Raw genomic sequence first — 26,653 nt, 5'->3', positions numbered from 1 at the left:
GTCGATCACGTTTCGCACTCCGGTGGGTGAGCGGAACCGCCGGTCGGGGGGCGGACGGGATGCGCTCCCCCCGCCGCCGGTCACGGGCCGTGGCCGGCGACCCGCAGCGCGTGCACCACGTCCCAGTGCCGCTCGTCGGACACGCCGTGCGCGGCCCTCAGCAGGAGGGGCACCAGGCGCTCCGGACCGGCGGCGGCGCACCGGGCGGCCTCCTCGGGCGTACGGACCCGCACGCAGGCGTCCAGCAGGGCCCACGCCTCCCGGTGCCGGCCCTCCTCGTCGAGCCGCAGCACGGCCGCACCGATCTGCTCCGCCGGCCTCGCCACGCCCTGCCGCAGCATCTGCCGTGCGTCGGCGTCGCGGCCGGCCGCGGCGAGCGCGTCGGCGGTGGTGACCAGCCGCTCGACGGGCAGCGAGGCGGCCTCCCAGAGCAGCGTGGTCCAGTCGGCCCCGAGCCCGGCCCGGTGCAGGGCGTCCGCGAGCGGCGGCAGCCGGCCGGCGGGCCACCGCGCGGCCTCGGCCAGCAGCGCGTGCGCCTCGCCGCTGCGTCCCTCGGCCCGCAGCCACGCGAGCCGCTCCACGGCCCCGGTGACCGCCTCCCCGGCCCCTTCGTCCACCACCGCGGCAGCCACCGGCACCGCCGGGGCCGGCCCCCCGGCCCCGGCGAACCGGGCCCCGCGAGGTGTACGGCCCCCGGCGCCGGCGCCCGGCCCGGAGGCCTGCGGCACGGCCACCGGGGTGCCCGCCTCGCCCTCCCCCATCCCGGCGAACCGCGCACCACCACGACGACGCCTGCGGGGCGGGGGCGTCACGGGCGGGGCGGGGGCCGTCGGGGGTACGGGGGCCGCCGAGGTGGGCGACACCGGCGGCCCGGGGGCTACCGGCGGGTACCAGGGCGCGCCGCCGGAAACGGCACCGGAAGACGCCGGACGAGCCGGGGGCGTCGTACGGGACGGGCCCTCCCGGCTCGCCGCGCGCGGGGTCCGGCCGGGGAACGCGTGTGCCGCCGGCCGGTCCAGGCCGGCCATGCGGGAGCGCAGTTCGGCGCAGCGTGCGGTGGCGCGTTCGTGGTCGTCGCGGGCCTGGGCGAGTTCGAGACGGAGGGTCTCGGCGCGCGCCCCGGACACCGGCCCGGACAGCAGACGGCTCAGCTCGGCGTGGCGTTCCGCGGCGTACCGCTGCTCGCGGAGCATGACGTCGAGCCGGTCGGCCAGGACGTCCCGGGCGCCGGGCCGGGCGTCGTACGCGGTGAGCGCGGCGGCGTGCAGCGCGCGGGCCCCTTCCCGCTCGGCCGCCGCGACGGCGGGACCGCAGGCCGCGCCGAGGTCCTCCAGCAGGGCCTCGACGACATCCCACGGGGGGATCTCGCGCCCGTCCAGGCAGGCCCGCATGCCCTCGGGATCGCGGTGCCAGAAGACCGCGCTCCAGCCCCCGCCCTGCCCGAGCCGCGCCAGGAGTACGTCCAGGTAGCTCGCGAACTCCCGCACACGGCCGGGGAGTCGATCCACCGCCATCGCCTCCGCTCCCGCCCGGCTGCCGGCACTCCACCCGGTAGGCAACACCAGTCGTGTTACGGACCTGCTACGCACAGTTTTCCGGCAGCGCGCGAACGGCTCCGGACGAGATCCCCGGCCAGGGCCTCCCGGCACTCACGCCACCCGAAGGGGCGCGCGGAACCGCGCGGGCGACACGGACCCCGCGCACCTGCCGACGAACACCACCCCGTACCCCCGCATCCGGCGAGGGACACCACGGCGAACATGCCCGCCGCAGGGGATCGTGTCATCGTGGGCATGAACCGCCCCCACCCGGTTACCCGGCGGAGCCAGTCGTCAGCGAAGGAACGCAACGCCATGAGCAACGGCTACCCTCCTGACCCCTTCGGCGAGTTCCTGGCCCGCTTCTTCGGCGGCGCCCCGGGCGGTGCCCCCGGCCCCCGGCACATCGACATCGGCCGCCTGCTCAGCCAGCCGGCCCGGGAGCTGGTCAGAGGGGCCGCACAGTACGCCGCCGAGCACGGCAGCCGGGACCTGGACACCCAGCACCTGCTGCGCGCGGCGCTGTCCACCGAGCCCACCCGGAGCCTGCTGAGCCGGGCGGGCGCGGACCCGGACTCGCTCGCGACGGAGATCGACGGCCGGGCCGGTCCGGTCGCGCACGGGCCGGGCGAGGCGCCGCCGCCGACGTCGCTGTCGCTGACCCCGGCGGTCAAGCGGGCCCTGCTGGACGCGCACGACCTGGCGCGGGCGAGCGGCGCCGGGTACATCGGTCCGGAGCACGTGCTGAGCGCGCTGGCCGCGAATCCGGACTCGGCGGCCGGGCACATCCTGAACGCGGCCCGCTTCTCGGCGGGCTCCCTGCCGCCGGAGGCCCCGGACAGCAGCCAGCCCCGCCCGGAGCGGCAGCGGCCGACCGGCACGCCGACCCTGGACAAGTACGGCCGTGATCTGACCGAGCTGGCCCGGCAGGGCCGGGTCGACCCGGTCATCGGCCGGGACGCGGAGATCGAGCAGACCATCGAGGTGCTGTCGCGGCGCGGCAAGAACAACCCGGTGCTGATCGGTGACGCCGGGGTCGGCAAGACGGCCGTCGTGGAGGGCCTGGCCCAGCGCATCGCGGACGGTGACGTCCCGGACGTCCTGGCGGGGCGCAGGGTCGTGGCCCTGGACCTCACGGGTGTCGTGGCCGGCACCCGCTACCGGGGTGACTTCGAGGAACGCCTGAACAACATCGTGGAGGAGATCCGCGCGCACTCCGACCGGCTGGTGGTGTTCATCGACGAGCTGCACACCGTCGTGGGCGCGGGGGGCGGCGGCGAGGGCGGCGCGATGGACGCCGGGAACATCCTCAAGCCGGCTCTCGCCCGGGGCGAGCTGCACATCGTGGGCGCGACCACGCTGGAGGAGTACCGCCGGATCGAGAAGGACGCGGCGCTGGCCCGCCGGTTCCAGCCGATCCTGGTGCCGGAGCCGACGACCGCGGACACGATCGAGATCCTGCGCGGGCTGCGCGACCGGTACGAGGCCCACCACCAAGTCCGTTACACCGACGAGGCGCTGGTCGCCGCCGTGGAGCTGTCGGACCGGTATCTCACCGACCGGCGGCTGCCCGACAAGGCGATCGACCTGATCGACCAGGCGGGCGCGCGGGTCCGGCTCGGTGCCGGCACGAAGGGCACGGACGTGCGCGCGATGGAGCGCGAGGTGGAGCAGCTGGTCCGGGACAAGGACCAGGCGGTCGCGGACGAGGACTACGAGCAGGCCAAGCAGCTGCGCGACCGGATCACCGAGCTGAAGCAGCGGATCACGGCGGCCAGCGGCGACGGGAGGGCCGACGAGGGGCAGCTGGAGGTGACGGCGGAGGCCATCGCCGAGGTGGTGTCCCGCCGGACCGGCATCCCGGTCAGCCGGCTCACGCAGGAGGAGAAGGAGCGGCTGCTCGGCCTGGAGGAGCATCTGCACCAGCGGGTCGTCGGCCAGGAGGAGGCCGTCGGCGTGGTCGCGGAGGCGGTGCTGCGGTCCCGCGCGGGGCTGGCCAGCCCGCACCGGCCGATCGGCAGCTTCCTGTTCCTCGGCCCGACCGGTGTCGGCAAGACGGAGCTGGCCCGGGCGCTGGCCGAGGCCCTGTTCGGCAGCGAGGACCGGATGGTCCGGCTCGACATGAGCGAGTACCAGGAGCGGCACACCGTCTCGCGGCTGGTGGGCGCCCCGCCCGGGTACGTCGGCCACGAGGAGGCGGGGCAGCTCACCGAGGTGGTGCGCCGGCACCCGTACTCGCTGCTCCTGCTCGACGAGGTGGAGAAGGCGCACCCGGATGTCTTCAACATCCTGCTCCAGGTGCTGGACGACGGCCGGCTGACCGACTCCCAGGGGCGGACCGTGGACTTCACCCACACGGTCATCGTGATGACGAGCAACCTGGGCTCCGAGGCGATCACCCGGCGCGGTGCCGGGATCGGGTTCGGGCCGGGCGGTGCGGACGCGGACGAGGAGGCGCGGCGGGAGCAGATCCTGCGGCCGCTGCGGGAGCACTTCCGGCCGGAGTTCCTCAACCGTATCGACGAGATCGTGGTCTTCCGGCAGCTGACGGGCGAGCAACTGCGGCAGATCACCGACCTGTTGCTGGAGGGCACCCGGCGGCTCCTGGAAGGGCAGGGCATCTCGGTGGACTTCACGCCCGCGGCCGTCGACTGGCTCGCCGAGCGCGGCTACCAGCCGGAGTACGGCGCCCGGCCGCTGCGCCGCACGATCCAGCGCGAGGTGGGCAACCAGCTGTCCCGGCTGCTGCTGAACGGCACGATCGCCAGGGGCAGCCGGGTGACGGTGGACGCGCAGGACGGGCGGCTGGACTTCCGCACGGACGAAGCCCGGCCCCCCGCACCCGAGTTGTGAGCGTGTCCCCCGGCTCCCCGGGGGACACTGCCGTCCACGGTGCCGCCGTCTACGGTGCCGGGTCGACCACCATCGCCGAGCCGCCGCCGCGCCGCACCTTCTCGGCGGCGGCCAGCCACTTCCCGCCCGGCAGCCGCTGCACACCGGTCGCCGCGCCGATCTCCGGGTTCACCTTGAAGCTGTGCCCGAGGGCCTCCAGCCGCGCCCGGATGTCACTGTCGTACAGGGCGGGTTCGATCTCCGTCTGGGCCGCGTTGCGCTGGCTGGCGCGCGGGGCGGCGATGGCGTCGACCAGCGGCAGCCCCCGGTCCAGGAAGCCGGTGAGCGTCTGGAGCACGGTGGTGATGATGGTCGCGCCGCCGGGCGAGCCGAGCGCCACCACCGGCCTGCCGTGCCGGTCCAGGACGATCGTCGGGGAGATCGAGGAGCGCGGGCGCTTGCCCGGGCCCGGCAGGTTGGGGTCGTGCACGGCCGGGTTGGCCGGCGCGAAGGAGAAGTCGGTCAGCTCGTTGTTGAGCAGGAAGCCCCGGCCGGGGACGGTGATGCCGCTGCCGCCGGTCTGCTCGATGGTGAGCGTGTAGGAGACGACGTTGCCCCACTTGTCGGCCACGGTGAGGTGGGTGGTGTTCTCCCCCTCGTAGGTCGTCGGGGCCGCCGTGCCGCCCTTTCCGCAGGCCGCGGGGTGGCGCGGGTCGCCGGGCGCGAGCGGGCTGGTGAGGACCGCGTCGCCGCGGATCAGGCAGGCGCGCGAGTCGGCGAACCGCTGCGACAGCAGCTGCTTCGTCGGTACGTCCTCGAAGGCGGGGTCACCGACCCAGCGCCCGCGGTCGGCGAAGGCGATGCGGCTGGCCTCGATGAAGCGGTGCAGATACTGCGTCCTGCTCGCCTTGGAGAGGTCGCTGTTCTCCAGGATGTTGAGCGCCTCGCCGACGGTGGTGCCGCCGGAGGAGGAGGGGGCGATGGAGTACACGTCCAGGCCGCGGTACGACGTCCGGGTGGGCGCCTGGAACTTGGCGTGGTAGACGGCCAGGTCCTTCTCGGCCAGCTTGCCGGGGCGCGCGTTCCAGTGGGAGGCGGGGTCCACCGGCGGGTGTTCCACCGTGCTGACGATGTCGTCGCCGATGTCGCCGTGGTAGATCGCGTCGACGCCCTTGCGGCCCAGCTCCTCGTAGGTGCGGGCGAGTTCGGGGTTCTTGAACGTGGAGCCGGTGACCGGCAGCCGTCCGCCCGGCAGGAACAGCTTCGCGGTGTCCGGGAAGTAGCGGAACCGGGTCTCGTTGGACGCGGTCTGCGAGCGGAAGGTGTCGTCCACGGTGAAGCCGGAGCGCGCGATCCGCTCGGCCGGCTTCAGTACCGTGCCGAGCCTCCTGGTGCCCCACTCCCCCAGCGCGCGTTGCCAGGTGGCGGGGGTGCCCGGGGTGCCGACGCTCAGGCCGCTGCTGACGGCGGCGTCGAAGGCGAGCGGTTTGCCCTTCTCCAGGAACAGGTCGGAGTCGGCGCTCAGCGGCGCGGTCTCGCGGCCGTCGATGGTGTGGACGGTGCGGGTCCGGGCGTCGTAGTAGACGAAGTAGCCGCCCCCGCCGATGCCGGCCGAGTAGGGCTCGGTCACGCCGAGCGCGGCGGCCGTGGCGACGGCCGCGTCGACCGCGTTGCCGCCCTTCTTGAGGACCTCGATGCCGGCGGCGGAGGCGTCCGGGTCGACGCTGGCGACCGCGCCGCCGTACCCGACGGCCACCGGAACCTTCGCCGGCGTCCCGCTCGTTGCCGTGCCGGGCGGGGCCGCCGCCCCCACCGACACCATGGCGGCCGAGACCGCCAGTACCGCCAGTTTCCGCGTGCCAGGACGACCCATCCGTACCTCCCGTCGGGACAGTCCGCGCAGCGTAACCAGATTGCCGTAGTACTGACAGTACGCCTCGGCGGCCCGCCACACGAACGTCACACATCGAACACCGGTACGTACGTCTACCCCCGGGCCCGCTAGCATGCGCGGCCATGAACGACGACGTGCGCAACATCGTCCTCGGTGTGCTGGCGGCCGGCGTCAGTGCCGCGCTGGGCTGGCTGACCCGCACCTTCCTGTGGCGGCGGGGGCTGCGCCGCAAGCAGGCCTTCTTCGGGCTGCCGGACCACTCCGAGGCGCTGCTGGTGGTGAACCGCAACGCGGGCGGGCCCGAACTGGCGGTGATGCGGCACGACGTGTTCGCCCTGCTGGAGTTGTCCGCGCTCATCAAGGACTGCCGCGCGCACGCCCAGGTCGTCGCGCACGACGCCGCCCGGCAGGGTTTCGGGGAGCGTACGGAGTTCTGCCTCGGCGGCCCCGTCTCCAACCACCGCACGGCGGCTCATCTGTCCTCGCTGCTGCCGGGCGTGCGCGTGAACGTGGAGGCCGAGGCCGGTGCGGACCGCGGGGCCTTCCGGATCGACGGCTCCGACTACCGCGCGGAGACCGGCCGGAGCGAGTACGTGCTGCTCGCCCGGCTCACCGTGGGCGAGCGGCGCGACTCCCGCCCGGTGTTCCTCTTCTGCGGCCAGAGCGCCATCACCAACCAGGCCGCCACCCGTTATCTCGCCCGCCACCACGAGCGGCTGGCCCGCAGGTACCGCGCCGGTTCCTTCGTCCTGCTGCTGAAGGTGGTCAACTCGCGGGCGTACGGCCCGGATGTGGTGGAGCTGGTGGCGGACGTGACGCGGGCGGCACGCACACCGCGGCCCGAGCCCGTCGCCGGCGGCGACGAGTGAGCCCTCAACAATCTTTACCCGCACGTAACTTACCGACGGGTTACTTACGGTAAGCAGGCGCGGTTACCGTCGGGTCACTTTGCACGGAACGAGTGAAGGAGTGACCCCGTGGGACACAGTCGTGCCGCTCTGCGCACCTCCGCCGCGGCAGCCGTCTCGGCGGCCCTGATCGCCGGCGCCGTCACCGGCCTCGCACCGGCCGCCGAGGCCGCCCCGTCCGTCCGCTTCGTCGACATCACCGGTGACGGCGGCACCGTGCTCAAGGCCAACGTCCTCACGCCCGCGGGCGCCGACGCCTCGGCCCGCTACCCGCTCGTCGTACTGCCCACGAGCTGGGGCCTGCCCCAGGTGGAGTACCTCGCCCAGGCGCAGAAGCTCGCCGACTCCGGCTATGTGGTGGTCGGTTACAACGTGCGCGGCTTCTGGCAGTCCGGCGGCCGGATAGAAGTGACCGGTCCGCCCGACGTAGCGGACGCCTCCCGGGTCATCGACTGGGCCCTGGCCCACACCCCGGCCGATCCGCGGCACATCGGCATGGCCGGGGTGTCGTACGGCGCCGGGATCAGCCTGCTCACCGCCGCGCACGACAAGCGCGTCAAGGCCGTGGCCGCGCTCAGCGGCTGGGCGGACCTGATCGACTCCATCTACTCGGGCCGCACCCAGCACCTCCAGGCGGCGGCCGTGCTGGACGGCGCCGCCACCCTGACCGGCCGCGAGAGTCCCGAACTGCGCGCCATCTTCGACAACCTGTACTCCTCGAACCTGTCGAAGGAACAGGAGATGATCGACTGGGGGAAGAAACGTTCCGCCGTGACCTATACCGACCAGCTGAACGCGAACGGTGCCGCGGTCATGCTGGCCAACGCCTGGGGCGACACGGTCTTCCCGGTGAACCAGTACGCCTCCTTCTACGAGAAGCTGACCGGGCCCAAGCGGCTGGAGCTGCGCCCCGGCGACCACGCCACCCCGGAACTGACCGGCCTGTTCGGGCTGCCCAACGACGTGTGGACGGACACCGAGCGCTGGTTCGACCACTACCTCAGAGGCGCCGACAACGGCATCGAGCGCGAACAACCGGTCCGGCTGAAGTCCCGTAGCGCGGGGGGATACGAGGGCTACCCGGACTGGAAGTCGGTCGCCGCGACCCGGCGGAGGATCGCGCTGGCGGGCTCCCCCACGATCCACGCGAACGTCGACTCCGGCGCGGACGGCGGCATCGTCTTCCTCTCCAGCATCCTGGACCAGGTCGCCCGACTGCCCCCCGTCGCCTCGATGCCGCTGCTGCCGCGCCGCTGGGCGGCCGTCTGGCAGTCGGAACGGTACGGCAGCGCCCAGCGGGTGCGCGGCACGGCGAGCCTGCACACCACGCTCACCCCGACCGCGGAGAGCGGCACCCTGATCGCCTACCTGTACGACGTGGGCCCGCTCGGCCTGGGCCGGCTCGTCACCCACGCGCCGTACACCTGGCACGGGCGGACGCCCGGCGCACCGTTCACCGTCGACCTGGACCTGTTCTCCACGGCCTACGACGTCCCCGCCGGGCACCGCCTCGCGCTGGTGGTCGACACGGTCGACCCGCTCTACCTCGAGCACAACCCGTCCGGCGCGCAGCTGACCTTCTCCTCGCCCGTGGACGACCCGTCGTACGTGTCCGTCCCCTTGCGCGAGCAGTGATCTCCGGCTGCCGCCGGACGAGCCTGGCCCGTGTGGTCTGCTGCCCCCTTGCGGTCCCGGGGCCATGGGGGGGCTCCCCACCCGGCAGCAGCGTCCCAGGGCCGGCCGCGGCGACCGCCACGGCCGGCCCTGGGACTGCGCTGCTCACGGCGGGACACCCGGCCGGCGAACCACGAGAGCAGCAGGCACATCCCGATGTGGATCGGCGGTCACCATCACCACGGGGATGAACGGCAAATCGTAGTCGAGGTTGGCGGCGATGCGTTTCCCGGCATGGGGGAACTCCTCGCGGGACTCGCGCGAGCCGTGCGTGAACGCGGCCTCCCACCGGCCGCGTTCGCCGGTGTCCACGGCCGCGCGGGGCACCTCCTGCCTCGCCCCGGCATCCGCAACCAGTCCCGTTCGGCGGGGAGTTGCCGGGCGTGCCGGACCATCCCGGCCCGAGCCGCAGGGACACCGGCGAGGGGCGGGGAGGCTCCCCGGTGTCAGGCCTCGGCGATCTCCGCGTACAGCTGGGACAGCTCGGGAACCCCGCTGACCGCCCACTCCTGTCCGGCCGGCACCACTTCGAACGTGCGGCCGGAGGCGAGCCGCACGACGGGCTCGCCGTCGGAGGTGATCTGCCAGGCGGCGCCGGGTACGGTCCGCACCACGACCGTGCCCAGGTACAGCCCGGCGTCGTGGCCCAGCCAGGGCAGCAGCTCGGCGTCGTCCCGCCAGCGCGGCACCAGCTGGTCCAGGGCCTCCAGCGAGGCCGGGGTGTCGTCGAGGCGGACGCCCGCCCGGACCGCCTGCGAGCGCAGCAGCTCGCACTCGGAGAGCAGGGCCGCGACCGCCCCCGGGTCGGCGGGGAGCGCCGCGTCACCGTTCTTCTTGTGCCGGGGGCCCAGGAACGGAAGGTGCATGGACCCAGCGTGGCATCACACGTCCAGGTCGACCACCACCGGCGCGTGGTCGGAGGCGCCCTTGCCCTTGCGCTCCTCGCGGTCGACGTAGGCGTCCTTGACGGCCCGGGCGAACGGCGCGTTGCCGTACACCAGGTCGATGCGCATGCCGCGGTTCTTGGGGAAGCAGAGCTGGCGGTAGTCCCAGTAGGTGAACGGCTGGTCGTACTTCAGCGGACGCGGCACGACGTCGCTCAGGCCCGCCTCGCGCAGGGCGGCCAGGGCGGCGCGCTCGGCCGGGGTGACATGGGTGGAACCCTCGAAGGCGGCCCGGTCGAAGACGTCGTCGTCCGTCGGCGCCACGTTGTAGTCGCCCAGCACCGCGAACGGGCGGCTGCCCTGCGCGTCGTCCCGCACCGCCGCTCTCAGGGCCTCGAGCCACTGGAGCTTGTAGGCGTAGTGCGGGTGTCCGACCTCGCGGCCGTTGGGCACGTACACCGACCAGACGCGGACCGGGCCGCAGGTCGCCGAGAGGGCGCGCGGCTCGGTCACGCCGTCGTAGCCGGGGTCACCGGGCAGGCCCTTGACCACGTCCTCGATGCCGACGCGGGAGAGCACCGCGACGCCGTTCCACCGGCCGGTCGCGTGGACCGCCGCCTCGTAGCCCAGCTCGCGCAGCTGGTCGACCGGGAACTGCTCCTCGGCGATCTTGGCCTCCTGGAGGCAGAGCACGTCGGTGCCGCTGCTCTCCAGCCAGGCCAGCAGCCTCGGCAGGCGGGCGGTGATCGAGTTCACGTTCCAGGTGGCGATGCGCATGTCCCCCAACCTACCCGGCAGGTCCGACAACCGGCCGTGCTCACAGATCGGTGGAGGCCCCCGGGGCCAGCCGCCGGTGGTCCGTGCCGCCCAGGGCGCCGATCTGACGGTCGTAGATCGGCCGGGCGAGGTCGGTGAGCAGGGCGTCGTGGACGTCGTAGGCGCGCTGCGGCCCGACCTCGCGGACGTAGTCGATCACCTCGGAGATCTTGCTCCAGGGGGCCATCACGGGCAGCATCAGGGTCTCCACCGGGCGGGCCGGGACGGTGAGGGCGTCGCCGGGGTGGAAGACCCTGCCGCCGTCGATCAGGAAGCCGACGTTGGCGATCCGCGGAATGTCCGGGTGGATCACCGCATGCAGCTCGCCGTGGACCTCCACCTCGAAGCCGGCGGCGCGGAACGTGTCGCCGTGGCCGACGGTGTGCACCCGGCCGGGGAAGGCCGCCGCGAGCTGGTCGGCGACGGACCTCGGCGCCCAGATCCCGGCGGCCGGGTTCGCCTCCAGGGCGGCCCGCAGCCGGCCCTCGTCGAAGTGGTCCGGGTGCTCGTGCGTGACCAGGACGGCGTCCGCGCCGACCGCCGCGTCCTCCTCCGAGAACCCGCCCGGGTCGATGACGAGGGTGCGCCCCTCCTTGTCGAGGCGGACGCAGGCGTGGGACTTCTTCGTGAGCTTCATGTCCCCCATCCTGCCGTCCGCGGCCGCCCCTCGGGGCCCTACTCGGCGGGCGTGGTCTCCTCCCGGATGACCTCCCGGGCCACCCGGAACGCGCGGTTCGCGGCCGGCACCCCGCAGTAGACGGCCGCCTGGAGCAGCACCTCCGCGATCTCGTGCGGGGTCAGTCCGTTGCGCAGGGCCGCACGGGTGTGGGCCGCCAGCTCCTCCTGGTGACCGCCCGCGACCAGCGCGGTGAGCGTGATGCAGCTGCGGGTACGGCGGTCCAGGCCCGGCCGGTCCCAGATCTCGCCCCAGGCGTACCGGGTGACGAACTCCTGGAAGTCCCCGGAGAACTCGTCGGCCTCCGCCAGCGCCCGGTCCACGTGCGCGTCGCCGAGCACCTCCCGGCGGATCTTCAGCCCGGTCCCGTACCGGTCGGGCTGCCCGGCGGCCTGCGCCGGTACGGCCGCCGGGGCGATCTCGGCGATCGGCGCGGCCTGCGGCGGCGCGGCCGGGACCGGGACGGCCGGGGCACTGGGCAGGACGTTCTGGCCGGTGTCGAAGGACTGCTGCCAGGCGCTGGAGAAGTGGTGCACCAGCAGGTCGGTGACGGCGGCGGGCTGCTCCACCGGGACCAGGTGGGAGGCGCCGGGGACGACCGCGAGGCGGGCGTCCGGGATGCCGGCGACCAGGGTGCGGGCCTCGGCGGGACCGGTGACCTGGTCGTCGGCACCGACCAGCACCAGCGTCGGCACACCGACCCGGCCCAGTTCCGGCCGGACGTCGAACCCGGCGAGCGCCTCGCAGGCGGCGATGTAACAGCCCGGATCGGTGGTGCGGACCATCTGCACGGCCCACTCGGTAATCGCCGGCTGCGCGGCGGCGAACCCGCCGGTGAACCAGCGGTCCGGCGCGGTCCGGGCGATCGGGTCGAGCCCGTTGGTGCGCACGATCACCCCACGCTGCCGGAACTCGTCCGCGGTGCCGAACCGGGGCGAGGCCGCGACCAGCGCGAGGGAGGCCAGCCGCTCGGGGTGCCGCAGGACCAGCTCGATACCGACGGCCCCGCCCAGCGCACAGCCCGCGTACCCGAACCGCTGCACTCCCAGCGCGTCCAGCGTCACCAGCAGCCGGGCGGTCAGCTCGGCGACGGAACCGGCCGGGTGGGCCGGGGCGCCGCCGTGGCCGGGCAGATCGAACCGGAAGACCCGCCACTGCTTGACCAGCTCCGGCACCTGGCGGTCCCACATGTGCCATGTGGTACCCAGTGAGGGACCCAGGATCAGGACCGGAGCGTCTTCTGGCCCGTCAAAGCGGTATTGCAGGGTGTTGGGGGGTGTCTCACTCACGCCCCAGACCCTCTCACGTCTCACGAAATCTCACACGGCCAGGTGAACCCGGCGGCGCGTGACCCTCGCGGCGCGGCATGCCCGGCACTGCCGAGACCCTCATGGGTCCAGGTACGGGTTCTTCGATGGGCACGCCTGACCGTGGGGACAGTGCGTCCTCCTGGCTCGCGCACCCTTCCACTCCCTGCGCCGCACAGCTTCCCACCCTCGGCACGGCTTCCAGACGGTCTGGTTTGCAGCAAAGCGTGTAGTGCCGTCCCCAAGGGTCGGCATGACGCACCTGAAAACCTTCCCGGGATTCACCGGCGAACAGCCCGAACGCCACACGGCGGGCAAGCTCTGCCTTGGCCGTAGCCTGGCCGCCCTCCCCCCTTGCCGTCGCTGGTCCACAGCCAACAGCGGCCTCCGGGTCACCTCGATCTGACTGCCATACGGCTGGGCAGGTCGCTCAATCGGCAGGCCGCCTGAGTCACGCTTGCCCCTCCGTCGCAGCACCGTGCAGGCCGTCCCACGTTGTGGCGGCTCCGCGGAGGTCCTCCACGTCCGGCTTCACGTACCACTTCTTGGTGGTCTTGACGTTCGTGTGCCCGGCCCACCGGGCAAGGATGTGATCCAGCACGCCTTTGTTGGCGAGGTATGTGAGGCAGGAGGAGCGAGCGTCGTAGAGGCGCACTCTGCGGAGTTCGAGGATCTCCATGAGCCGGTAAGCGCGTCTGCGGAGCTGCTTGATCGTGAAGGCTTCCCCGGTCTCGTGCACCACGAGAAGCCTCACCGAGGACGAGCTTCTCCTTGGCTTGGAGAGCCCTGAACGATTTGAGGGCAACCAGCACCGGTGCCGGCAAAGGAAGATCCCGCTCCCCAGCCAGGGACCTGGTGTCCTTCTCCACAACGTACCGATTTCCCATCATCGTCCGCGTGTTGGCTATGGTGATCGTGGCGGCTTCCAAGTTCACGTCTTCCCATCGGAGTCCGCAGACTTCAGCCGGACGTAGACCCATGAGGGACAGCAAGAGGGCAGCGTAGAGCCACACCGTGAATGAACGTCTGAATCTCCTGCACGTTCCACGGCTTCACCTCCTGCTTCCTTCGCTCTTCTTTACGTGCCCTACGTGGGATGGTCACATGTTGGGCTACAAGCATGGTTACTAACGAGCTCGTGCACGGTAGGCAGTGAGGCGTCGAGGATGGCGGCGGGGCCCGGTGTTCACACCTGCCGTGCCGACGTCAGGTCCGCGGTCTGCTGGTGGGACAGCAGGCCGGCGACGGCTTGGACGATGTCGCTCATGTGCTCACGGCGGCCGAGGTGGCGGGCCGGGGCGCGCCAGTTCTTCAGGTGGGCGATGCCGTGCTCGACCCGGATGCCTCGTGAGGAGTGCGCCTTGCGCTGCCGCTCGTGCATTTCCTCGTACCAGTCCGGAGCGTTCTTCTTGAACTTGCGATGCGGAGGTGTGACCACACGTCCGCCGGTCTGGGCTCCCAGGCCCTGGTAGCCGGCATCGGCAAGGATCTCCAAGGCGAGATCGTCGGCCAAGAGCTTGACCAGCCCTAACTGGCGGCCGTGGGTGATGTCCGCGCAGCTTCCAGGCATGATCGGGCTGCAGAAGAGCACCCGGCCGTCGCCGCCCGTGACGACCATGGTCTTGGCGGCGTTCTGCTTGTTCTCGCCGGCGACGAACTTGTCCCGGTCCTTGCGTCCGGCGGCCGGTCGGCGGACCCGGATCTCGGTGCCGTCGACGATGCCGGTCTTCCCGCTAACGCCGAGATGGTCGACGACCTCGGCCAGAGTCCGCAGCCGAAGGCCATGACCGTGCAGCCTCGCTCGGCGACCAGCGGTCGCATCTTGCCGACGGCGCGGGTGACAGTAGAGCGGTCCACGTCGAACCAGCAGGCGAGCACGTCGTGCGTGACTCCGTGCCGCAGGTGCACGAGGGTGGCCAGGAGCCGGTCGACGAAGGCCAGCCGGTGCTTGGCTCCGGCGCCCACCGCCCGCTTCCGCGGCCTGGACGCAAGCTTGGCCTGGTGGCGTTGATGCTACAACGGGCCCACCTCGGCAACGAGTTCAGCAATTACGTCCGCGGACAGGCCCCTGATCCTCCGGTCGCTGATGATCGCTGCACGAGACAAGTTCCCCACCACACGACAATGGGTCTGCTGCAGGTTCGGGTGACAGGTTCGTCACGCGGCCTGGAAGGCCGGTGTGGTCATGACGGTCTCGAACTCGACGGGGGTCAGCCGGCCGAGCGAGGCTTGTCTGTGGCGGCGGTGGTATGTCCGCTCGATCCAGGTCACGACCGCGATCCGTAGTTCCTCGCGGGTGGCCCACGTCCGGCGGTCGAGGACGTTCTTCTGTAGCAGGCTGAAGAAAGACTCCATGGCCGCGTTGTCGCCTGCCGCCCCGACCCGTCCTATTGAGCCGGCCATCCGGTGGCGGTCGAGAGCGCGGACGAATTTCCGGGACCGGAACTGCGATCCGCGATCGCTGTGCAGGATGCATCCGTCGACGTGTTCGCGCCGGGCCACGGCGTTGTCCAAGGCGGTCACGGCCAGGCGGGACTTCATCCGCGCGTCGATGGAGTAGCCCCACGATCCTGTTGCTGAAGGCGTCCTTGATCGCGCAGAGGTACAACTTCCCTTCACCGGTGACATGTTCGGTGATGTCGGCGAGCCACAGCCGGTTCGGGCCGGGCGCGGTGAAGTTGCGGCTCACGAGATCGTCGTGCACCGGCGGGCCAGCCTTCTTGCTCCGGCCGCGCTTCTTGCCGAACACGCTCCACCAGTGGTTGTCCCGGCAGATCCGCCACGCGGTCCGGTCAGCCATCCCTGCCCCGGCACCACGTGCTTCATCAGCAAGGAACCGGTAGCCGAACTCCGGGTCGTCCCGGTGGGCGTCGAACAGTGCGTTCGCGCGATATGCCTCCTCCAGCACGGCGTCGGCCACCGGCTTGTCGAGCCAGCGGTAGTAGGGCTGTCTGGCGAGCTTGAGCACCCGGCACATCACCGCGACGGGCACCCCGTCCACGGCCAGCTCTCTCACGAGCGGGTAAATCCTTTTCCCGGCAGATAAGCCTGCGAAAGATAGGCCGCGGCCCGGCGCAGGACCTTGTTCTCCTGCTCCAGCAGCTTGATCCGCCGACGCGCTTCTTGCAGTTCCGCGCTCTCCTGGCTGGTGACCCCGGGCTTGGTCCCGTCGTCGATGTCCGCCCGGCGCATCCACTTCCACAGCGTCATCGGATGGACCCCGCAGTCGGTGGCCACCTGCTCCACCGTGACACCCGGGCCACGGTTCCTCGCGACCCGCACGACGTCCAGGCGGAACTCTTCCGGATAGGGCTTGGGCACAGCGGCATCCTTCCCACCTGCCCCGCAGGGCAAGCCAGTTCAGATGTCACCCAATCGTGCGGCAGACCCAATGATCGACGCTCAGGAGCTCGACGCGTCACTGCCTACCGTGCACGAGCTCGTTAGCCGACGCGTAACGGCTCGATTCAGGGCGTCCTTCAATCGGGCGAGACTCATTTCCACGCTGGTCACTCCCAGCGGAGTACCTGCTTTACCACCACGTACACGCCCGTGCTTCAACGCCCAGTGCATCCACTCTTCTACATCTTCCTCGGTGAGTTCCTGAAGCCGGATGCGCCCCAGCTTCCCCCGAACCCGGTTGAGGGTGACCCGATAGTTGTAGACAGTGGTCTCTTCCAGGTCCTCTGCTTTCATGGCCAGCCACTGATCAAGCCACCCATTGACAGTTATCTGGTTGGGAGGTACGAATGTCCACCGCGCCACGGCGACCAGACGAGCCGATCGTGCTCGTACGGGTGCCACCGCAGGAGGTATGCCGGCCGGCCACCACCGTGATCGTCCGCTGGAACGCGCTGGGGCCCTGCCCGGCCGAAGCGCTGCAGCCCGGCGGCACCCGGCTCGGGGCGGCCAGGATCGACGGTGGCGAACTGTTCCCCGACGCCATCGCCGGCCCCGCCCTGCGCGGCCTGGTCGGTACCGAGGCCGCCCCCGGCCTGGTGCCGCTGTGCTACCTGGCCGAACACCCCGGCGGCGGCTACCACGCGTACGCGCAGATCCGCTTCCACCCCGAGGACGCCCGCTTCGTCCGCACCACCCGGGAACCAGTCGGCCACGGCCCGGCCGAGGAACTGCGCTGGTTCGACCCCGTGCTGACGGCGCACGCCGAGTCGAGCACGGCGCTCAACAACCACCTGCGGTACTTCCGCAAGCACTTCTCCCTCCTGCCCGCCGACCAAGCGCCCGGCGACCTCGACCACCGGTTCGTGGCAGCGGTACCAGGAGGCACCGACTTCGCGATATCGGCGGATTTGCGTTCGAGGTCCGGCCAACCAATCGCGCCGGAGTCGCGGCTCTTTGCCGCCTATCCTGGGTGCCATGAGTGACCAGACCTACGAAGACGCCCCGGAGCAGATGCGCGTCCGCCTGGCGAAGGTGGAGCGGCTCCGTGAGAACGGCGTCGACCCTTACCCGGTGAACTACCCCCGCACGCACACCATCGGGGAGATCCGGGAGAAATATCCTGATCTGGAAGTCGACACCGCGACCGGGGAGAGAGTCGGGGTCACGGGCCGGGTCATGCTGTCGCGCGTCGGCGGCAAGCTCTGCTTCGCCACTCTTCGGGACGGGACCGCCGCCATCCAGGTGATGATCTCGCTCGCAGGCGTCGGCGAGGAGGCACTTGCGGCCTGGAAGCGCGAGGTCGATCTCGGCGACCACGTCGGCGTGACGGGCGAGGTCATCTCGTCCAAGCGCGGCGAGCTGTCGATCATGGCGGAGAGTTGGGCCATCACGTCGAAATGCCTGCGTCCGCTACCCGAGAAGCACGCCGGGCTCACCGATCCCGAGGCGCGCGTCCGCTACCGCTATCTCGACCTCATCATCAACGACGAGGCCCGCAAGATGGCCACCTTGCGCAGCGACACCGTCCGGGCGATTCGAGACTTTTGGCACTCCGAGGGCTACCTCGAGGTCGAGACGCCCATGCTCCAACCGATCCATGGCGGCGCGGCGGCCCGGCCGTTCAAGACCCATATCAACGCCTACAACATGGAGATGTATCTCCGGATCGCGATCGAGCTGTACCTGAAGCGGCTCGTCGTCGGTGGTATCGAGAAGGTCTTCGAGGTCAATCGGAACTTCCGGAACGAGGGTGCCGACTCCACGCACAACCCCGAGTTCACGATGCTTGAGACCTACGGCACCTACCTCGACTACAACGACATGGCCGACCTCACCCAGCGGTCGGTTCAGCAGGCCGTCGTGGCCGCGCTGGGTACGACCGTTGTCGTCCATGACAACGTCGAGTACGACCTGGGCATCGCCGAGTGGCCGCGGAAGACCGTCTACGGCCTGGTCTCGGACGCCCTCGGCGAGGAGATCACTCCGCACACCTCGATCGACGACGTCCGCAAGCTCTCCGACGCCCGCGGGGTCGAATGGGACCGCAAGTGGGGTCAGGGCAAGCTCGTCCAGGAGTTGTTCGAGGAACTCGTCGAGCACACGCTCATGCAGCCCACGTTCGTCATGGACTATCCGGTGGAAACCTCGCCGTTGACCCGCCAGCACCGCTCCGAGCCGCTCCTGGCGGAGAAGTGGGACCTGATCGGTTTCGGTGCCGAAATGGCCACGGCCTACTCGGAACTGGTCGATCCGATCGAGCAGCGCCGCCGCCTCACCGAGCAGTCCCTGCTGGCCGCGGGCGGCGACCCTGAAGCCATGCAACTCGACGAGGACTTTCTCCGCGCCCTGGAATACGGCATGCCCCCCACCGGAGGCATGGGCATGGGTATCGACCGCTTGATCATGGCCTTCACCGGCAAGAACATCCGCGAAACCATCCTGTTCCCTCTGGTGAAGCCCAACTGACATGTGCCCAGCCCGTTGATTGACCTGGCCCTCGCGGGAGGCCGGCGCGGGCCCACGGTTCAGCCGGGGCTGGGCACTTGAGCGGTGAGCACGTGGGCGACATCAAGGGCGCGCCCTGTCACTCGTCTCGAGAGTCACGCCACCGCCGCCCACCTCAAGGAGGCGGGCGGCCCTGACGTCAGGCGACTTGGCGAACCGATCCAAGGCACTACGCGCCGTCCGATCCTGGCTCACCCGGCCATCACCCTGCGCCCCTGGTGGCGACGCGCCTTGGGGCCACGCGGGCTCAGTGAGGCTCGCCCCGTCCGAGGCCGATCGCCGCCAGTCGCTGCGACACCCTGTCCAGGTCCTGCGCGTCCCATACCTGGGTGCCTGTCCACGCTTCGCACAGCGAGCGATACATTTCGCCCACCAGATCCACCACTTCCCCAGGCAGCGGTTTCGGAACGGGCCAGGTCGACCGAGGGAGGCCCTCCTGTACCCACTCCTCGACCTGTGCCTGCAGACCAGCGGCAGCGTAGTGGTCCCGCAGCACCTGCTTGTCCACATGCACGCCGTCCAGCAGCAGACGGGCCTCGTCGGGTGAACCCGCGTGGTCCACGAGGATCAGCCCTCCCTGGCCGTCCCGGCCGAACTCCAGCTTTCCGTCCGCGAGTACGAGCCCGACGCTACGCGCATGGCTGGTGAGGATCTCGTTGATGAGCCGCGTCCGCCCTTCGAGTTCCACCTGCTGCTTCTCGTCCAAACCGCCGATCGACGCCGCCTCGTCCCGGTCGACGAACCGGTCGATCTCTTCCAGTTTGGTGGTGTACTCAATGATCGGGCGGTCAAGCGCGCTGCCGGGTGCCGGTATTTGAGCAAGGCCGATGTCGGACAACGCCAAATGCCCCAGCCGAAGGCGACGAAGTACCGACGACCCTTCGGGAACCAAATTGCGGAAGACAACCTGCAGGGGAACAAGATGGTTGACATCCGTCGGCCCGAGCGCCTGCTTCTGCGGATCCACGACCTTCAGCAGGTCGAATTCCATTCGTCTTGGCGGGTGGAACTCGCGGAAGTGCGTGGGTATACCCTCGCGCGCCAGCAGGCGGAAGTTGAACGCCGCGATGCGGCAGCACGCCTCGCCCTTGCCCGGGATGGTGTTGGCCATCTTTCCGTAGTGAAACACCGAGTAGTCGTCGGTGAACTCAAAGTGCCCGACACCGCTTTGGCGGCCGGTCGGTTCCTTCAGGACGACGAGATCCTTCGTTGAGAACTTCTTCGGCAACCCTCGCTCCTCGCGCTCGCTGATTCCATTTCAAGCGACGACGGTCCGGCCGTCGTCGAGCACCGGGACCCAGTCGATGTCAGCTGCTACGTTGCGAGCGCCGCTGAACCAGAATTCGTGCACGATGCCGGCCGATCGGAGTGCCGAGAGCCATTGGACGGCGGCTTGCGGCCGTCGTGTGAAGGCGTAGCACATCGGCCCTTCAGAGCTCATGGCCATGGCGTCTATTTCGTCGCCGCGTCGCGCCTCCTCCAGCAGGAACTTCACCTCTGACGACTGCATGTCGATCTGCTTCTGCTTGAAGTAACTCTCGTACGTGATGAAGTTCACGGCGCGACAGAAGGACGTGTAGTCACTTTCCACGACCGACGTGGCCAAGTTCATGAGGACCGCGTGTGCGGTTCGCCGAGCCTCCTCCGCCGGGATCGGCAGCGTCCGGGCGAAGAACTCGCGTTCTTCCTCACCGTGCATCTCGTTGCCGTTCGGGATGACGATCAGTACCGGCCAGGTCGGGAACGGCGTCGAGACCAGAGCGGGCGGCCGCTTGCCACCACCGGCGAAGCGGCTGGGGACGAGGTAACGCTGGGGATCGTCGGCGAAGTCGTCGGGGTTGAGGTGGCCGCCGTCGACCAGAAAGCCGCCCCGCTCTATCAGGTTCGCGCTGGCGCCCGAGGTGCCGGCTCGACCGGCGGCCCTGGCAATCTCTGCCGCTCCGACCGAAACGCCGGCGAGCTGCGCATACGCACGGCCGACAGCCACGGCGGTCATGGTGCCGGAGCCGAATCCCCTGTGAGGGGGCAGCCCTTCGCGTATGACGGCCTTGGCCGGCGGTCCCTGCCATGCCTCGCGCAGACGCTCCAGCAGGCCCCTGACGGCTTCCACGTGGGCGGAGCCGTTCTCGTCGGCCTCCACCTCGATGGTGGAGTGGTGCGGAAGGACGACAGCTTCCAGAGCAGGCGAGCGCAGCGCCATGGATGCCATGCCGTTGCGGCGGCCGGTCTCTCCGTTGAGGTCGATCAGTGTGAAACTGACGCGGCACCCGGTGCGAATGCGCACTCCCCATTCCTGCGACACGGCGTCGGTCATGGTCTCTCCCTCGCGCTCGGCGATTGGCTGAAATCAGCTGATCGGTCGCAGCGGACACATGGTGGGTCGTACCTGTGGGGGCGCAGAACTTCGCGGGTCAGCTGCGGCGCGTTGCGGCCGAGGAGCGCGAGTACGGCCGTCATCTCCTCGATGAACAGTTCGAGGGTACGCAGCACGCCGGCCGCACCGCCGGCCGCCAACCCGTGAGCCGCGGCGCGACCGAGGAGCACCGCGTCCGCCCCCAGTGCAAGAGCCTTGACCACGTCGCTGCCGCGTCGCAGCCCGGAGTCCAGCAATACGGGGACGCGGCCGCTGATCGCCTCGACCACCTCGGGGAGCTGCTGCAGGCTGGCCGGGGCGCTGTGCAGTTGGCGGCCGCCGTGGTTGGAGACGACCACCCCGGCCGCACCGATCTGCACCGCCGCCCGGGCGTCCTCCGCCGTGAGTACCCCCTTCACCACGAACGGAAGCGGCGACCGGGACAGCAGGCTCGACAGGGTCTCCCAGGTCCAGTCCAGCCACCGGGAGTCTGCGCCCAGCACCGGAGCGGAGCCGGATCCTGGACCGCCATGCACAGCGAAGTTGGCGCCAGTCAGACGACGGTCGAAGGTGAAGCCACTTGCCCTGGACCGTTCGCGCCAACCGATCACGGGCTGGTCCACGGTCACGAACAGGGCCTCGAAACCGGCTTTCTCGGCCCGCTCGATCAGCCAGTGCATCACCTGGGGCTCAGTCGGGGGGAGTTGGAAGAAGCGAGCCGCATTCCCCGCTGAACGGACTTCTTCCATCGTAAAGGAGCACGAGGTCGGCGCGACCGCGGTCAGACCGGCCGCGTCGCAGGCGGCAGCGACCGCCAGGTACCCGTCCCGATGGAACAGAGCGTCCGGAGCAAAGGGAGCCACCAGCAACGGCGCCGCCATGCCCCTGCCGAACAGCTCGCAGCTCAGATTGACGCTCCGCATCCCGGTCAGGACACGTGGCCGGAAACGCCAGTTGTCGAAGGCCGCCGTGTTGTCATGCAGTGTGTCCTCAGCGCCCGAGCCGCCGACCAGGAAGTCCCAGACATCAAACGGCAGTTGGCGCCGAGCGGCGCCTTCCACCTGGTCGAGGGTGCGAAAGGCCGCGCGGGCCGCAGCGATCGACTCGTCGGTCAGCGGCTCAACCAAGGACGGCACGGTCCGGCCTCCTCCTGCGTCCGGCACGACGTACCCGGGAGACCGGGCGAAGTGCGCGCCCGGCGAAACCCGGTGGTTCTCCGCTCCTTCGCCGGCACCACTTGCGGGGTCAGTGCCGGGCCACCTTGCCGAGAAGTACGGCGACGTCCTCCACTGTGCTGACGGAGTGCAGCCGCTGCAGGGTGGGGGATTCGTACTCACCTTCGAAGTAGCTACCCGAGCCGTGCACCAGCACCTCCGCGCCCTCCGGCACCACGCCGCGGTCGATGGCCGTCAGCGCGCCCACGGTCACCATCACCATCGCCCACTCCCGCAAGTGCCTCGGGTCGAGCGGCAATCTGGTCATGCCGCCGGCCGCCAGCAGGTGCCGCGCCTCTTGGTACCGGGTCAGACAGTCGTGCAGCGAGACCACTAGGCCGTCGCCGCCGTGCCGGTCCACCAGATTCCGGATGTAGGGCATGGTGGCGGGCTGCCGGGTGTAGAAGGTGGCCTCCACCTCTTCGGTGGGCGAGTAGCAGACGGACGGGAAGTTCGGGTGCCCTGGCCCGGCCTGCCGGTACAGTCCGGTCTCCGGGTCCGCCACGTACTCGGGCACCTTGTAGTCATCCCCGGCCAGCCGGTGGCCGACCACCAGGTCGGGCGTCGCCAGATGCTGGACCAGCAGGTAACACGTCTCGCCCTGGGGCTGCACGCCTTCTCGCCGCAGGATCTGTGCGCCGAGATCGTGCCCGAGGAATCCGTAGCCGCTTGAAACCGCGTGCGCGTGCCAGCGTGCGCGGTCGCCGCGCGGCAGCACCTCCGCCTCGAAGTAGGCGCGTGCCACGTCCGCCAGCATGTAGTTTCTCGGGTCGAGCGTGTACCAGATGCGGAAGCCGGTCTCTCGCAGGATCTCGTTGGCGGCCTGAGTCACAGCTGCGGTGGTGATTGTTTTGACGTCCTCGCTCTTGGGTCCGCCGTACACGGCGAGGGGATTGGGTGCGGCGAGGCTGGGGTCGTTCAGCAGGGGCGAGTCCCACAGTTTCTGCAGCGATGACTGGGGAACTACCACGGCCACTCTCAGGGTGTTGGGCGAGGCAAGGCCGGCCTCGTAGGCACGCAGCACCGCGTCCCGCAGGGCGACCGCCTTGTTCGCCGACGACGGCGTCACCAGCAGGAGGCGCTCGCCGGTCGTGGCGATGTGCTGCAGTGCGCGAGCCACGATGGCGAGCGATCCGAACGTTTTGGTGGTACGCGTCCGAGGATTGCCTGTCAGGTCGAGGAGCAGGAGCCGACGGCCCCGGTACTCGCCGAGCGTGGAGCCCGACATCGTCGCCGGCGCGAAGAATTCGTCGAGAGCAGGGGTACGGACCGGCAGGTCCCAAGCGGGCTGGAAATGATCCCCGGGCGGGTGCGGCATCGCCGCCTGGAGGTCCTCCGGGTCGGGTAGTCGTCCGTAGTAGCGAGAGAGCACGTTCTCGGTTATGTCCAGTGGCACGCCGTGGCTCCTATTCGGTTCTTGGATGCTCGGTTCGATGGGTGAGGTGGATTTGGTGGCTTCCATACACGCGTCCCGGACAGACCGGCCGCGATGCCGCCTCGCCGTCCATCCACCTCCCCAGTAGCCAAAGGCACATCGAGGCTCCGGCTGTGCCTGCTCTCAGGTTCTCGGGACGCTGGAGAGCGTGTTGTAGTCGTCGATCAGCGCAAGGAGCCGGGCAGCCACATGCGGATCACCGTGCGGCCGGGGTTTCTCGTCCTCGTCGAAGCGTTCCAGGCGCACCACTGGCTCGATCGGTCCAAGGCCGCCGGAACCGAAGTAGTCACTGAACTTGGCCAGTTCGCGCGTCAGCCGGTACCGTCCGTCCCACACCACTTCCTTGGCCAGGACGTGTGGCAGGCCGCCGGGCCTGGCCTCCTTGTTCATGAGCTGCTGCTGGAAGTTGATGGACTTGGCCGTATCCGCCACGTACGCCTGCGCGAAGCCGGGGCGCAAGGGGTAGGTGCTCCCGTCGCGGACCGTCGACGCCAAGGAGGCACCGTCCAGCTTGAGATGGGCGATCGGCAGGTTTCCCATGAGCTCGGCGATCGTCGGCAAAATCTCGACCGTGCGGACGCGTTCGGTGTAACACCCAGGGGCCACGTCGTCGCCGAAGAAGAGCAGCGGCACTCGGAGGACGCCCTCGGTCACGCTGTTAAAGTGCCCAAAGCTTTCGGCGCTGTACTCCTCGCCGTGGTCGCCGAACAGGACCACGAGCGTGCGGCGGCCCGCGGTCGCCCTGAACAGCCGCTCGATGAAGGGTGTGAAGCGCGTTGCGAGGAAGTACTCGATGCCTTCCAGGTAGAGGCCGAAGATCTCCTCTGCCCGATCCGCCTGCCACAGCTCTTGAACCACCCGCTTGTAGCGCAGCAGGTACCGCAGATCCTCCTCGTCGCGGTAGGTCTCGATCAGCTGATCCTTGGGGAGCTGATCAGGTCCGCCGAAGTCGGCCTCCAGCTTGCTCAGCTTTGCTCGGTACGCGTCGCCACCGTAATGGAGGTTGTGGAATCCGTAGGGCACATGGACGCCGCCGAAGTGGACGAGGCTGACCGAGCGCGAGGTCTCGGCGAGGGAGGCGAGATAGGCCTTGTCGTCCTCTGCGACGAAGGTGTCGACCCCTCTGTCGAACCCAAGGGTGGGACCGAGGATCAACGGGAAGTCGCTCTTGAGGAGCGTCGCGTATCCGGCGCGCTGTGCGCGAGTGAACAGCGTGTCAGTGCCTAGCTTCCGGTTGAAGAACTCGAAGACGCCGTGCCTCAGCGGCCATTTTCCGCTGAGGATCGTGGCATGCGACGCGGAAGTGTAGGGCGCCGCTGACACGCAGTTGGCAAAGAACGCGCCACGGCCCACGAGGTCGTCAAGCACCGGCGTGGCGGGCGCGCTCAGCTCCGGGTAGACGTCGGGCCACAATCGCAAGGGGTTTGCGCTGATGCCGTCGGACCGGAGAGTGTCGATAGAAATCAGCACAATGTGGTCATACATGAACTGCCCTCCGCGGGGCGCGGTACGAGGGGAGTGCGAGGACGGTACTTTCTCAGTCGGACTCCGCGAACGGTCGTGTTTCCACGCGAATTCGCTGTGTTGCCGTCTTGATGTACGCGTCGAGCTGCTCCGGGGAATCGGCGCCGATGACGACGAAGACGCACATTTCGGAAGCGTTGTCCATCATCAGTTCGTCACCTACCTCACAACGGACCTCGTAATCGAGAATTCCGGGAGTCCCCAGAAGTTGCTCATCACTTGGAAGCGAGGTGATGACGCCCGCCTCCCGTGCGCGAATGTTGAGGCCCGCGAGACAGGGCGCGGTCGGACTGATCTCGGGGGCCTTTCCGTCCATCAGCGCGTCGGCCATGGCCGCCCAGATGTCCTGCCCGCCCAGCGCCTGCGAAAGGAGGGCCGGGATCCAGGCACCGCCGATCCGCGTAGCGATCTCCGAGAACACCACTTCGCCGGAGGGCGTGCGGAAGGCTTCCATGTGCGTCACGGAACGCTCCGCGCTGATGCCCAAGGCATCGTTCACGGCCCTGTTCATGGCCAGGAGGCCGTCATACAGTGCCACATGCTCGTCCCGCACCAGCACCCGGCTGCCGCGGATGACATCACCACTGACCGTGTCGAGGATCGGGGTCAGATACTCGGAGACGAGGAAGAACGTCGGCTGGTCGCCGTCCCAGAAGGCGTCGATGTGCATCTCGGTGCCTTGGACGAACTCCTCGACGATCAACTGCCGGGATTCCAGGCCGGGTACGGAAGCGAAGCGTTCGGTGAAGGCGGACAGCTCCGCGGCATCCGCCACCCGGGCCGTGTACTCGGTGCCCGATCCGGCGGCCGGCTTGACAACCGCCGGGAAGGCGACTCGCCGGGCGACAAGCCGTACCGCCGCGGCATCGGCAGGGTCCCGGATGGACCAGAAGTCCGCCGTGCGCACGTCGGCTTCCCGTACGAGCTGCTTCATCAGGCGTTTATCGCGTGCGGCGACCTGACCGACAGGGTCCACTGACAGCCCGAGCATGGCCGAGACCGTAGCAGCGCCCAGCTGGCTGAGCTCAGCGAAGCTGAGCACCTTTTCGATGGCGGGGTCGACCAGCCGCAAATCCGCCGCTATCACTGCTAGTTCCTCGAGCGCGTTGAAGTTGCTCACCACGCGGAAACTTGCCGCGCGCGCCAGCAGAGCAGGATCCGGCGGAACGTGCTCCACATCGAACAGAATGAAATGGACACGAGCCCGTGAAAGCAGATATTCGGCGAGCTTGGGCTGCCAAAGGCACATGACGTACGAAGGTTGGTTCGCGGCAGGGAAATTCGAGTCCAAGACCGTTCCGCGTTCCTGCCAGTCCAAAGCGTTATTCTCCTTACCGAGGTGTTGTGGCAAGATGCACGTTAACGCACCACCGTACGGCCGACAAGAGATGGGGATACGTCTCGGTGCAACGCCGGCGGAAGCTTCAATTCGCCAAAAATCTCTGCTTGTTGGCGAAACTGCCAAAAATCTCGGAAGCGCGTACGGAAAACCATTGCTTTCCGGACAGCCGGGAAGGCGGCTTCTTTTCGGGAAGCGGCCACTGCAGCGGGTGGCCGGATCAGGCCGGCACCGGCACCACATGCACCTCCGGGAACGCCTGTCGATTCACTCGTGCCTTGTCGGCGCTCGAGCGCGGACCGGGCCGCCGGTCCCGGTCCGCGCCGTGGCGGAGTTCACGGCACAGCCTGGA

Annotated in this window: 20 protein-coding genes and 3 pseudogenes; 5 read left to right on the top strand and 18 right to left on the bottom strand. The window is 69.8% G+C overall.

All coding sequences use genetic code 11. The features are described from left to right. Nucleotides 1–80: 80 nt before the first annotated feature. Complete coding sequence (locus AB0F03_RS27450; RefSeq protein ID WP_361996567.1) at nt 81–1,514, bottom strand: hypothetical protein; 1,434 nt, start codon at nt 1,512–1,514, stop codon at nt 81–83. 339 nt (nt 1,515–1,853) lie between these two features. On the opposite strand from AB0F03_RS27450, the gene AB0F03_RS27445 reads away from it, so the two are divergent. Next, the gene (locus AB0F03_RS27445; protein WP_361996565.1) at nt 1,854–4,391 is read left to right on the top strand and encodes an ATP-dependent Clp protease ATP-binding subunit; all 2,538 of its coding nucleotides are present in this window, start codon (nt 1,854–1,856) and stop codon (nt 4,389–4,391) included. Between the two features lie 49 nt (nt 4,392–4,440). Here AB0F03_RS27445 and ggt read toward each other — a convergent pair whose 3' ends face one another. Next, on the bottom strand, nt 4,441–6,243 hold the full coding sequence (gene ggt, locus AB0F03_RS27440) for a gamma-glutamyltransferase (RefSeq protein ID WP_361996563.1): 1,803 nt from the start codon (nt 6,241–6,243) through the stop codon (nt 4,441–4,443). A gap of 143 nt (nt 6,244–6,386) precedes the next feature. On the opposite strand from ggt, the gene AB0F03_RS27435 reads away from it, so the two are divergent. Both AB0F03_RS27435 and AB0F03_RS27430 read left to right on the top strand, forming a co-directional pair. Beyond that, nucleotides 6,387–7,133, top strand: a complete 747-nt coding sequence (locus AB0F03_RS27435) for a hypothetical protein (protein WP_361996561.1) — start codon at nt 6,387–6,389, stop codon at nt 7,131–7,133. Nucleotides 7,134–7,241: 108 nt separating this feature from the next. Continuing rightward, the gene (locus tag AB0F03_RS27430) at nt 7,242–8,807 is read left to right on the top strand and encodes a CocE/NonD family hydrolase (protein ID WP_361996559.1); all 1,566 of its coding nucleotides are present in this window, start codon (nt 7,242–7,244) and stop codon (nt 8,805–8,807) included. A 79-nt stretch (nt 8,808–8,886) separates the two neighbouring features. Here AB0F03_RS27430 and AB0F03_RS27425 read toward each other — a convergent pair. The 10 genes and pseudogenes from AB0F03_RS27425 to AB0F03_RS27380 all read right to left on the bottom strand — a co-directional run. Then, a pseudogene (locus AB0F03_RS27425) lies at nt 8,887–9,176 on the bottom strand (amino acid ABC transporter permease); the annotation flags it as partial. A gap of 116 nt (nt 9,177–9,292) precedes the next feature. After that, the gene (locus tag AB0F03_RS27420; protein ID WP_361996557.1) at nt 9,293–9,712 is read right to left on the bottom strand and encodes a DUF6278 family protein; all 420 of its coding nucleotides are present in this window, start codon (nt 9,710–9,712) and stop codon (nt 9,293–9,295) included. 15 nt (nt 9,713–9,727) lie between these two features. Beyond that, nucleotides 9,728–10,507 (bottom strand): exodeoxyribonuclease III, encoded by a 780-nt coding sequence (locus tag AB0F03_RS27415; RefSeq protein WP_361996555.1) that lies wholly within the window; start codon nt 10,505–10,507, stop codon nt 9,728–9,730. 40 nt (nt 10,508–10,547) lie between these two features. Next, nucleotides 10,548–11,183, bottom strand: a complete 636-nt coding sequence (locus tag AB0F03_RS27410; RefSeq protein WP_361996553.1) for an MBL fold metallo-hydrolase — start codon at nt 11,181–11,183, stop codon at nt 10,548–10,550. Between the two features lie 38 nt (nt 11,184–11,221). Continuing rightward, on the bottom strand, nt 11,222–12,511 hold the full coding sequence (gene pcaC / locus AB0F03_RS27405) for a 4-carboxymuconolactone decarboxylase (RefSeq protein ID WP_361996551.1): 1,290 nt from the start codon (nt 12,509–12,511) through the stop codon (nt 11,222–11,224). 469 nt (nt 12,512–12,980) lie between these two features. Beyond that, nucleotides 12,981–13,283, bottom strand: coding sequence for a hypothetical protein (locus AB0F03_RS27400; protein ID WP_361996549.1), 303 nt, complete (start codon nt 13,281–13,283; stop codon nt 12,981–12,983). A gap of 432 nt (nt 13,284–13,715) precedes the next feature. Further along, nucleotides 13,716–14,231 carry a transposase family protein gene (locus AB0F03_RS27395; protein ID WP_361996715.1) on the bottom strand — a complete coding sequence of 172 codons (516 nt, stop codon included), beginning with the start codon at nt 14,229–14,231 and terminating at the stop codon, nt 13,716–13,718. A 149-nt stretch (nt 14,232–14,380) separates the two neighbouring features. Then, nucleotides 14,381–14,437, bottom strand: a pseudogene (locus AB0F03_RS27390) (transposase family protein); the annotation flags it as partial. 249 nt (nt 14,438–14,686) lie between these two features. After that, a pseudogene (locus AB0F03_RS27385) lies at nt 14,687–15,850 on the bottom strand (IS3 family transposase). An 81-nt stretch (nt 15,851–15,931) separates the two neighbouring features. Continuing rightward, nucleotides 15,932–16,294, bottom strand: coding sequence for a hypothetical protein (locus AB0F03_RS27380; protein WP_361996547.1), 363 nt, complete (start codon nt 16,292–16,294; stop codon nt 15,932–15,934). Here AB0F03_RS27380 and AB0F03_RS27375 point away from each other — a divergent pair. Next, a complete protein-coding gene (locus AB0F03_RS27375) occupies nt 16,279–16,914 on the top strand; it encodes a hypothetical protein (RefSeq protein ID WP_361996545.1) in 636 nt (211 codons plus the stop codon). The two genes, AB0F03_RS27380 and AB0F03_RS27375, sit on opposite strands and share 16 nt — an antisense overlap. Next, nucleotides 16,907–18,397 (top strand): bifunctional lysylphosphatidylglycerol synthetase/lysine--tRNA ligase LysX, encoded by a 1,491-nt coding sequence (lysX, locus tag AB0F03_RS27370; RefSeq protein ID WP_361996543.1) that lies wholly within the window; start codon nt 16,907–16,909, stop codon nt 18,395–18,397. Before AB0F03_RS27375 ends, lysX begins: the two co-directional genes overlap by 8 nt. A 286-nt stretch (nt 18,398–18,683) precedes the next feature. On the opposite strand, the gene AB0F03_RS27365 is transcribed toward lysX, so the two are convergent. From AB0F03_RS27365 to AB0F03_RS27340, 6 genes are all read right to left on the bottom strand, one after another. After that, complete coding sequence (locus tag AB0F03_RS27365) at nt 18,684–19,664, bottom strand: phosphoribosylaminoimidazolesuccinocarboxamide synthase (protein WP_361996541.1); 981 nt, start codon at nt 19,662–19,664, stop codon at nt 18,684–18,686. Between the two features lie 30 nt (nt 19,665–19,694). After that, the gene (locus AB0F03_RS27360; RefSeq protein ID WP_361996539.1) at nt 19,695–20,750 is read right to left on the bottom strand and encodes a beta-ribofuranosylaminobenzene 5'-phosphate synthase family protein; all 1,056 of its coding nucleotides are present in this window, start codon (nt 20,748–20,750) and stop codon (nt 19,695–19,697) included. After that, complete coding sequence (locus tag AB0F03_RS27355) at nt 20,747–21,925, bottom strand: alpha-hydroxy acid oxidase (RefSeq protein ID WP_361996537.1); 1,179 nt, start codon at nt 21,923–21,925, stop codon at nt 20,747–20,749. The genes AB0F03_RS27360 and AB0F03_RS27355 overlap by 4 nt, the downstream gene beginning before the upstream one ends. Before the next feature lie 109 nt (nt 21,926–22,034). Further along, entirely contained in the window at nt 22,035–23,399 is a 1,365-nt protein-coding gene (locus tag AB0F03_RS27350; protein ID WP_361996535.1) for a DUF6002 family protein, read from the bottom strand. A 162-nt stretch (nt 23,400–23,561) separates the two neighbouring features. After that, nucleotides 23,562–24,923, bottom strand: a complete 1,362-nt coding sequence (locus tag AB0F03_RS27345) for a sulfatase-like hydrolase/transferase (protein ID WP_361996533.1) — start codon at nt 24,921–24,923, stop codon at nt 23,562–23,564. 52 nt (nt 24,924–24,975) lie between these two features. Next, nucleotides 24,976–26,280 (bottom strand): ATP-grasp domain-containing protein, encoded by a 1,305-nt coding sequence (locus AB0F03_RS27340; RefSeq protein WP_361996531.1) that lies wholly within the window; start codon nt 26,278–26,280, stop codon nt 24,976–24,978. Between the last annotated feature and the right edge of the window lie 373 nt (nt 26,281–26,653).

Origin of the sequence: Streptomyces sp. NPDC028722 (assembly GCF_040637655.1) — a bacterium.
Taxonomy (GTDB): domain Bacteria; phylum Actinomycetota; class Actinomycetes; order Streptomycetales; family Streptomycetaceae; genus Streptomyces.
The sequence above is the reverse complement of the archived record's forward strand: the minus strand, read 5'-3'. Positions and strand labels throughout refer to the sequence as shown.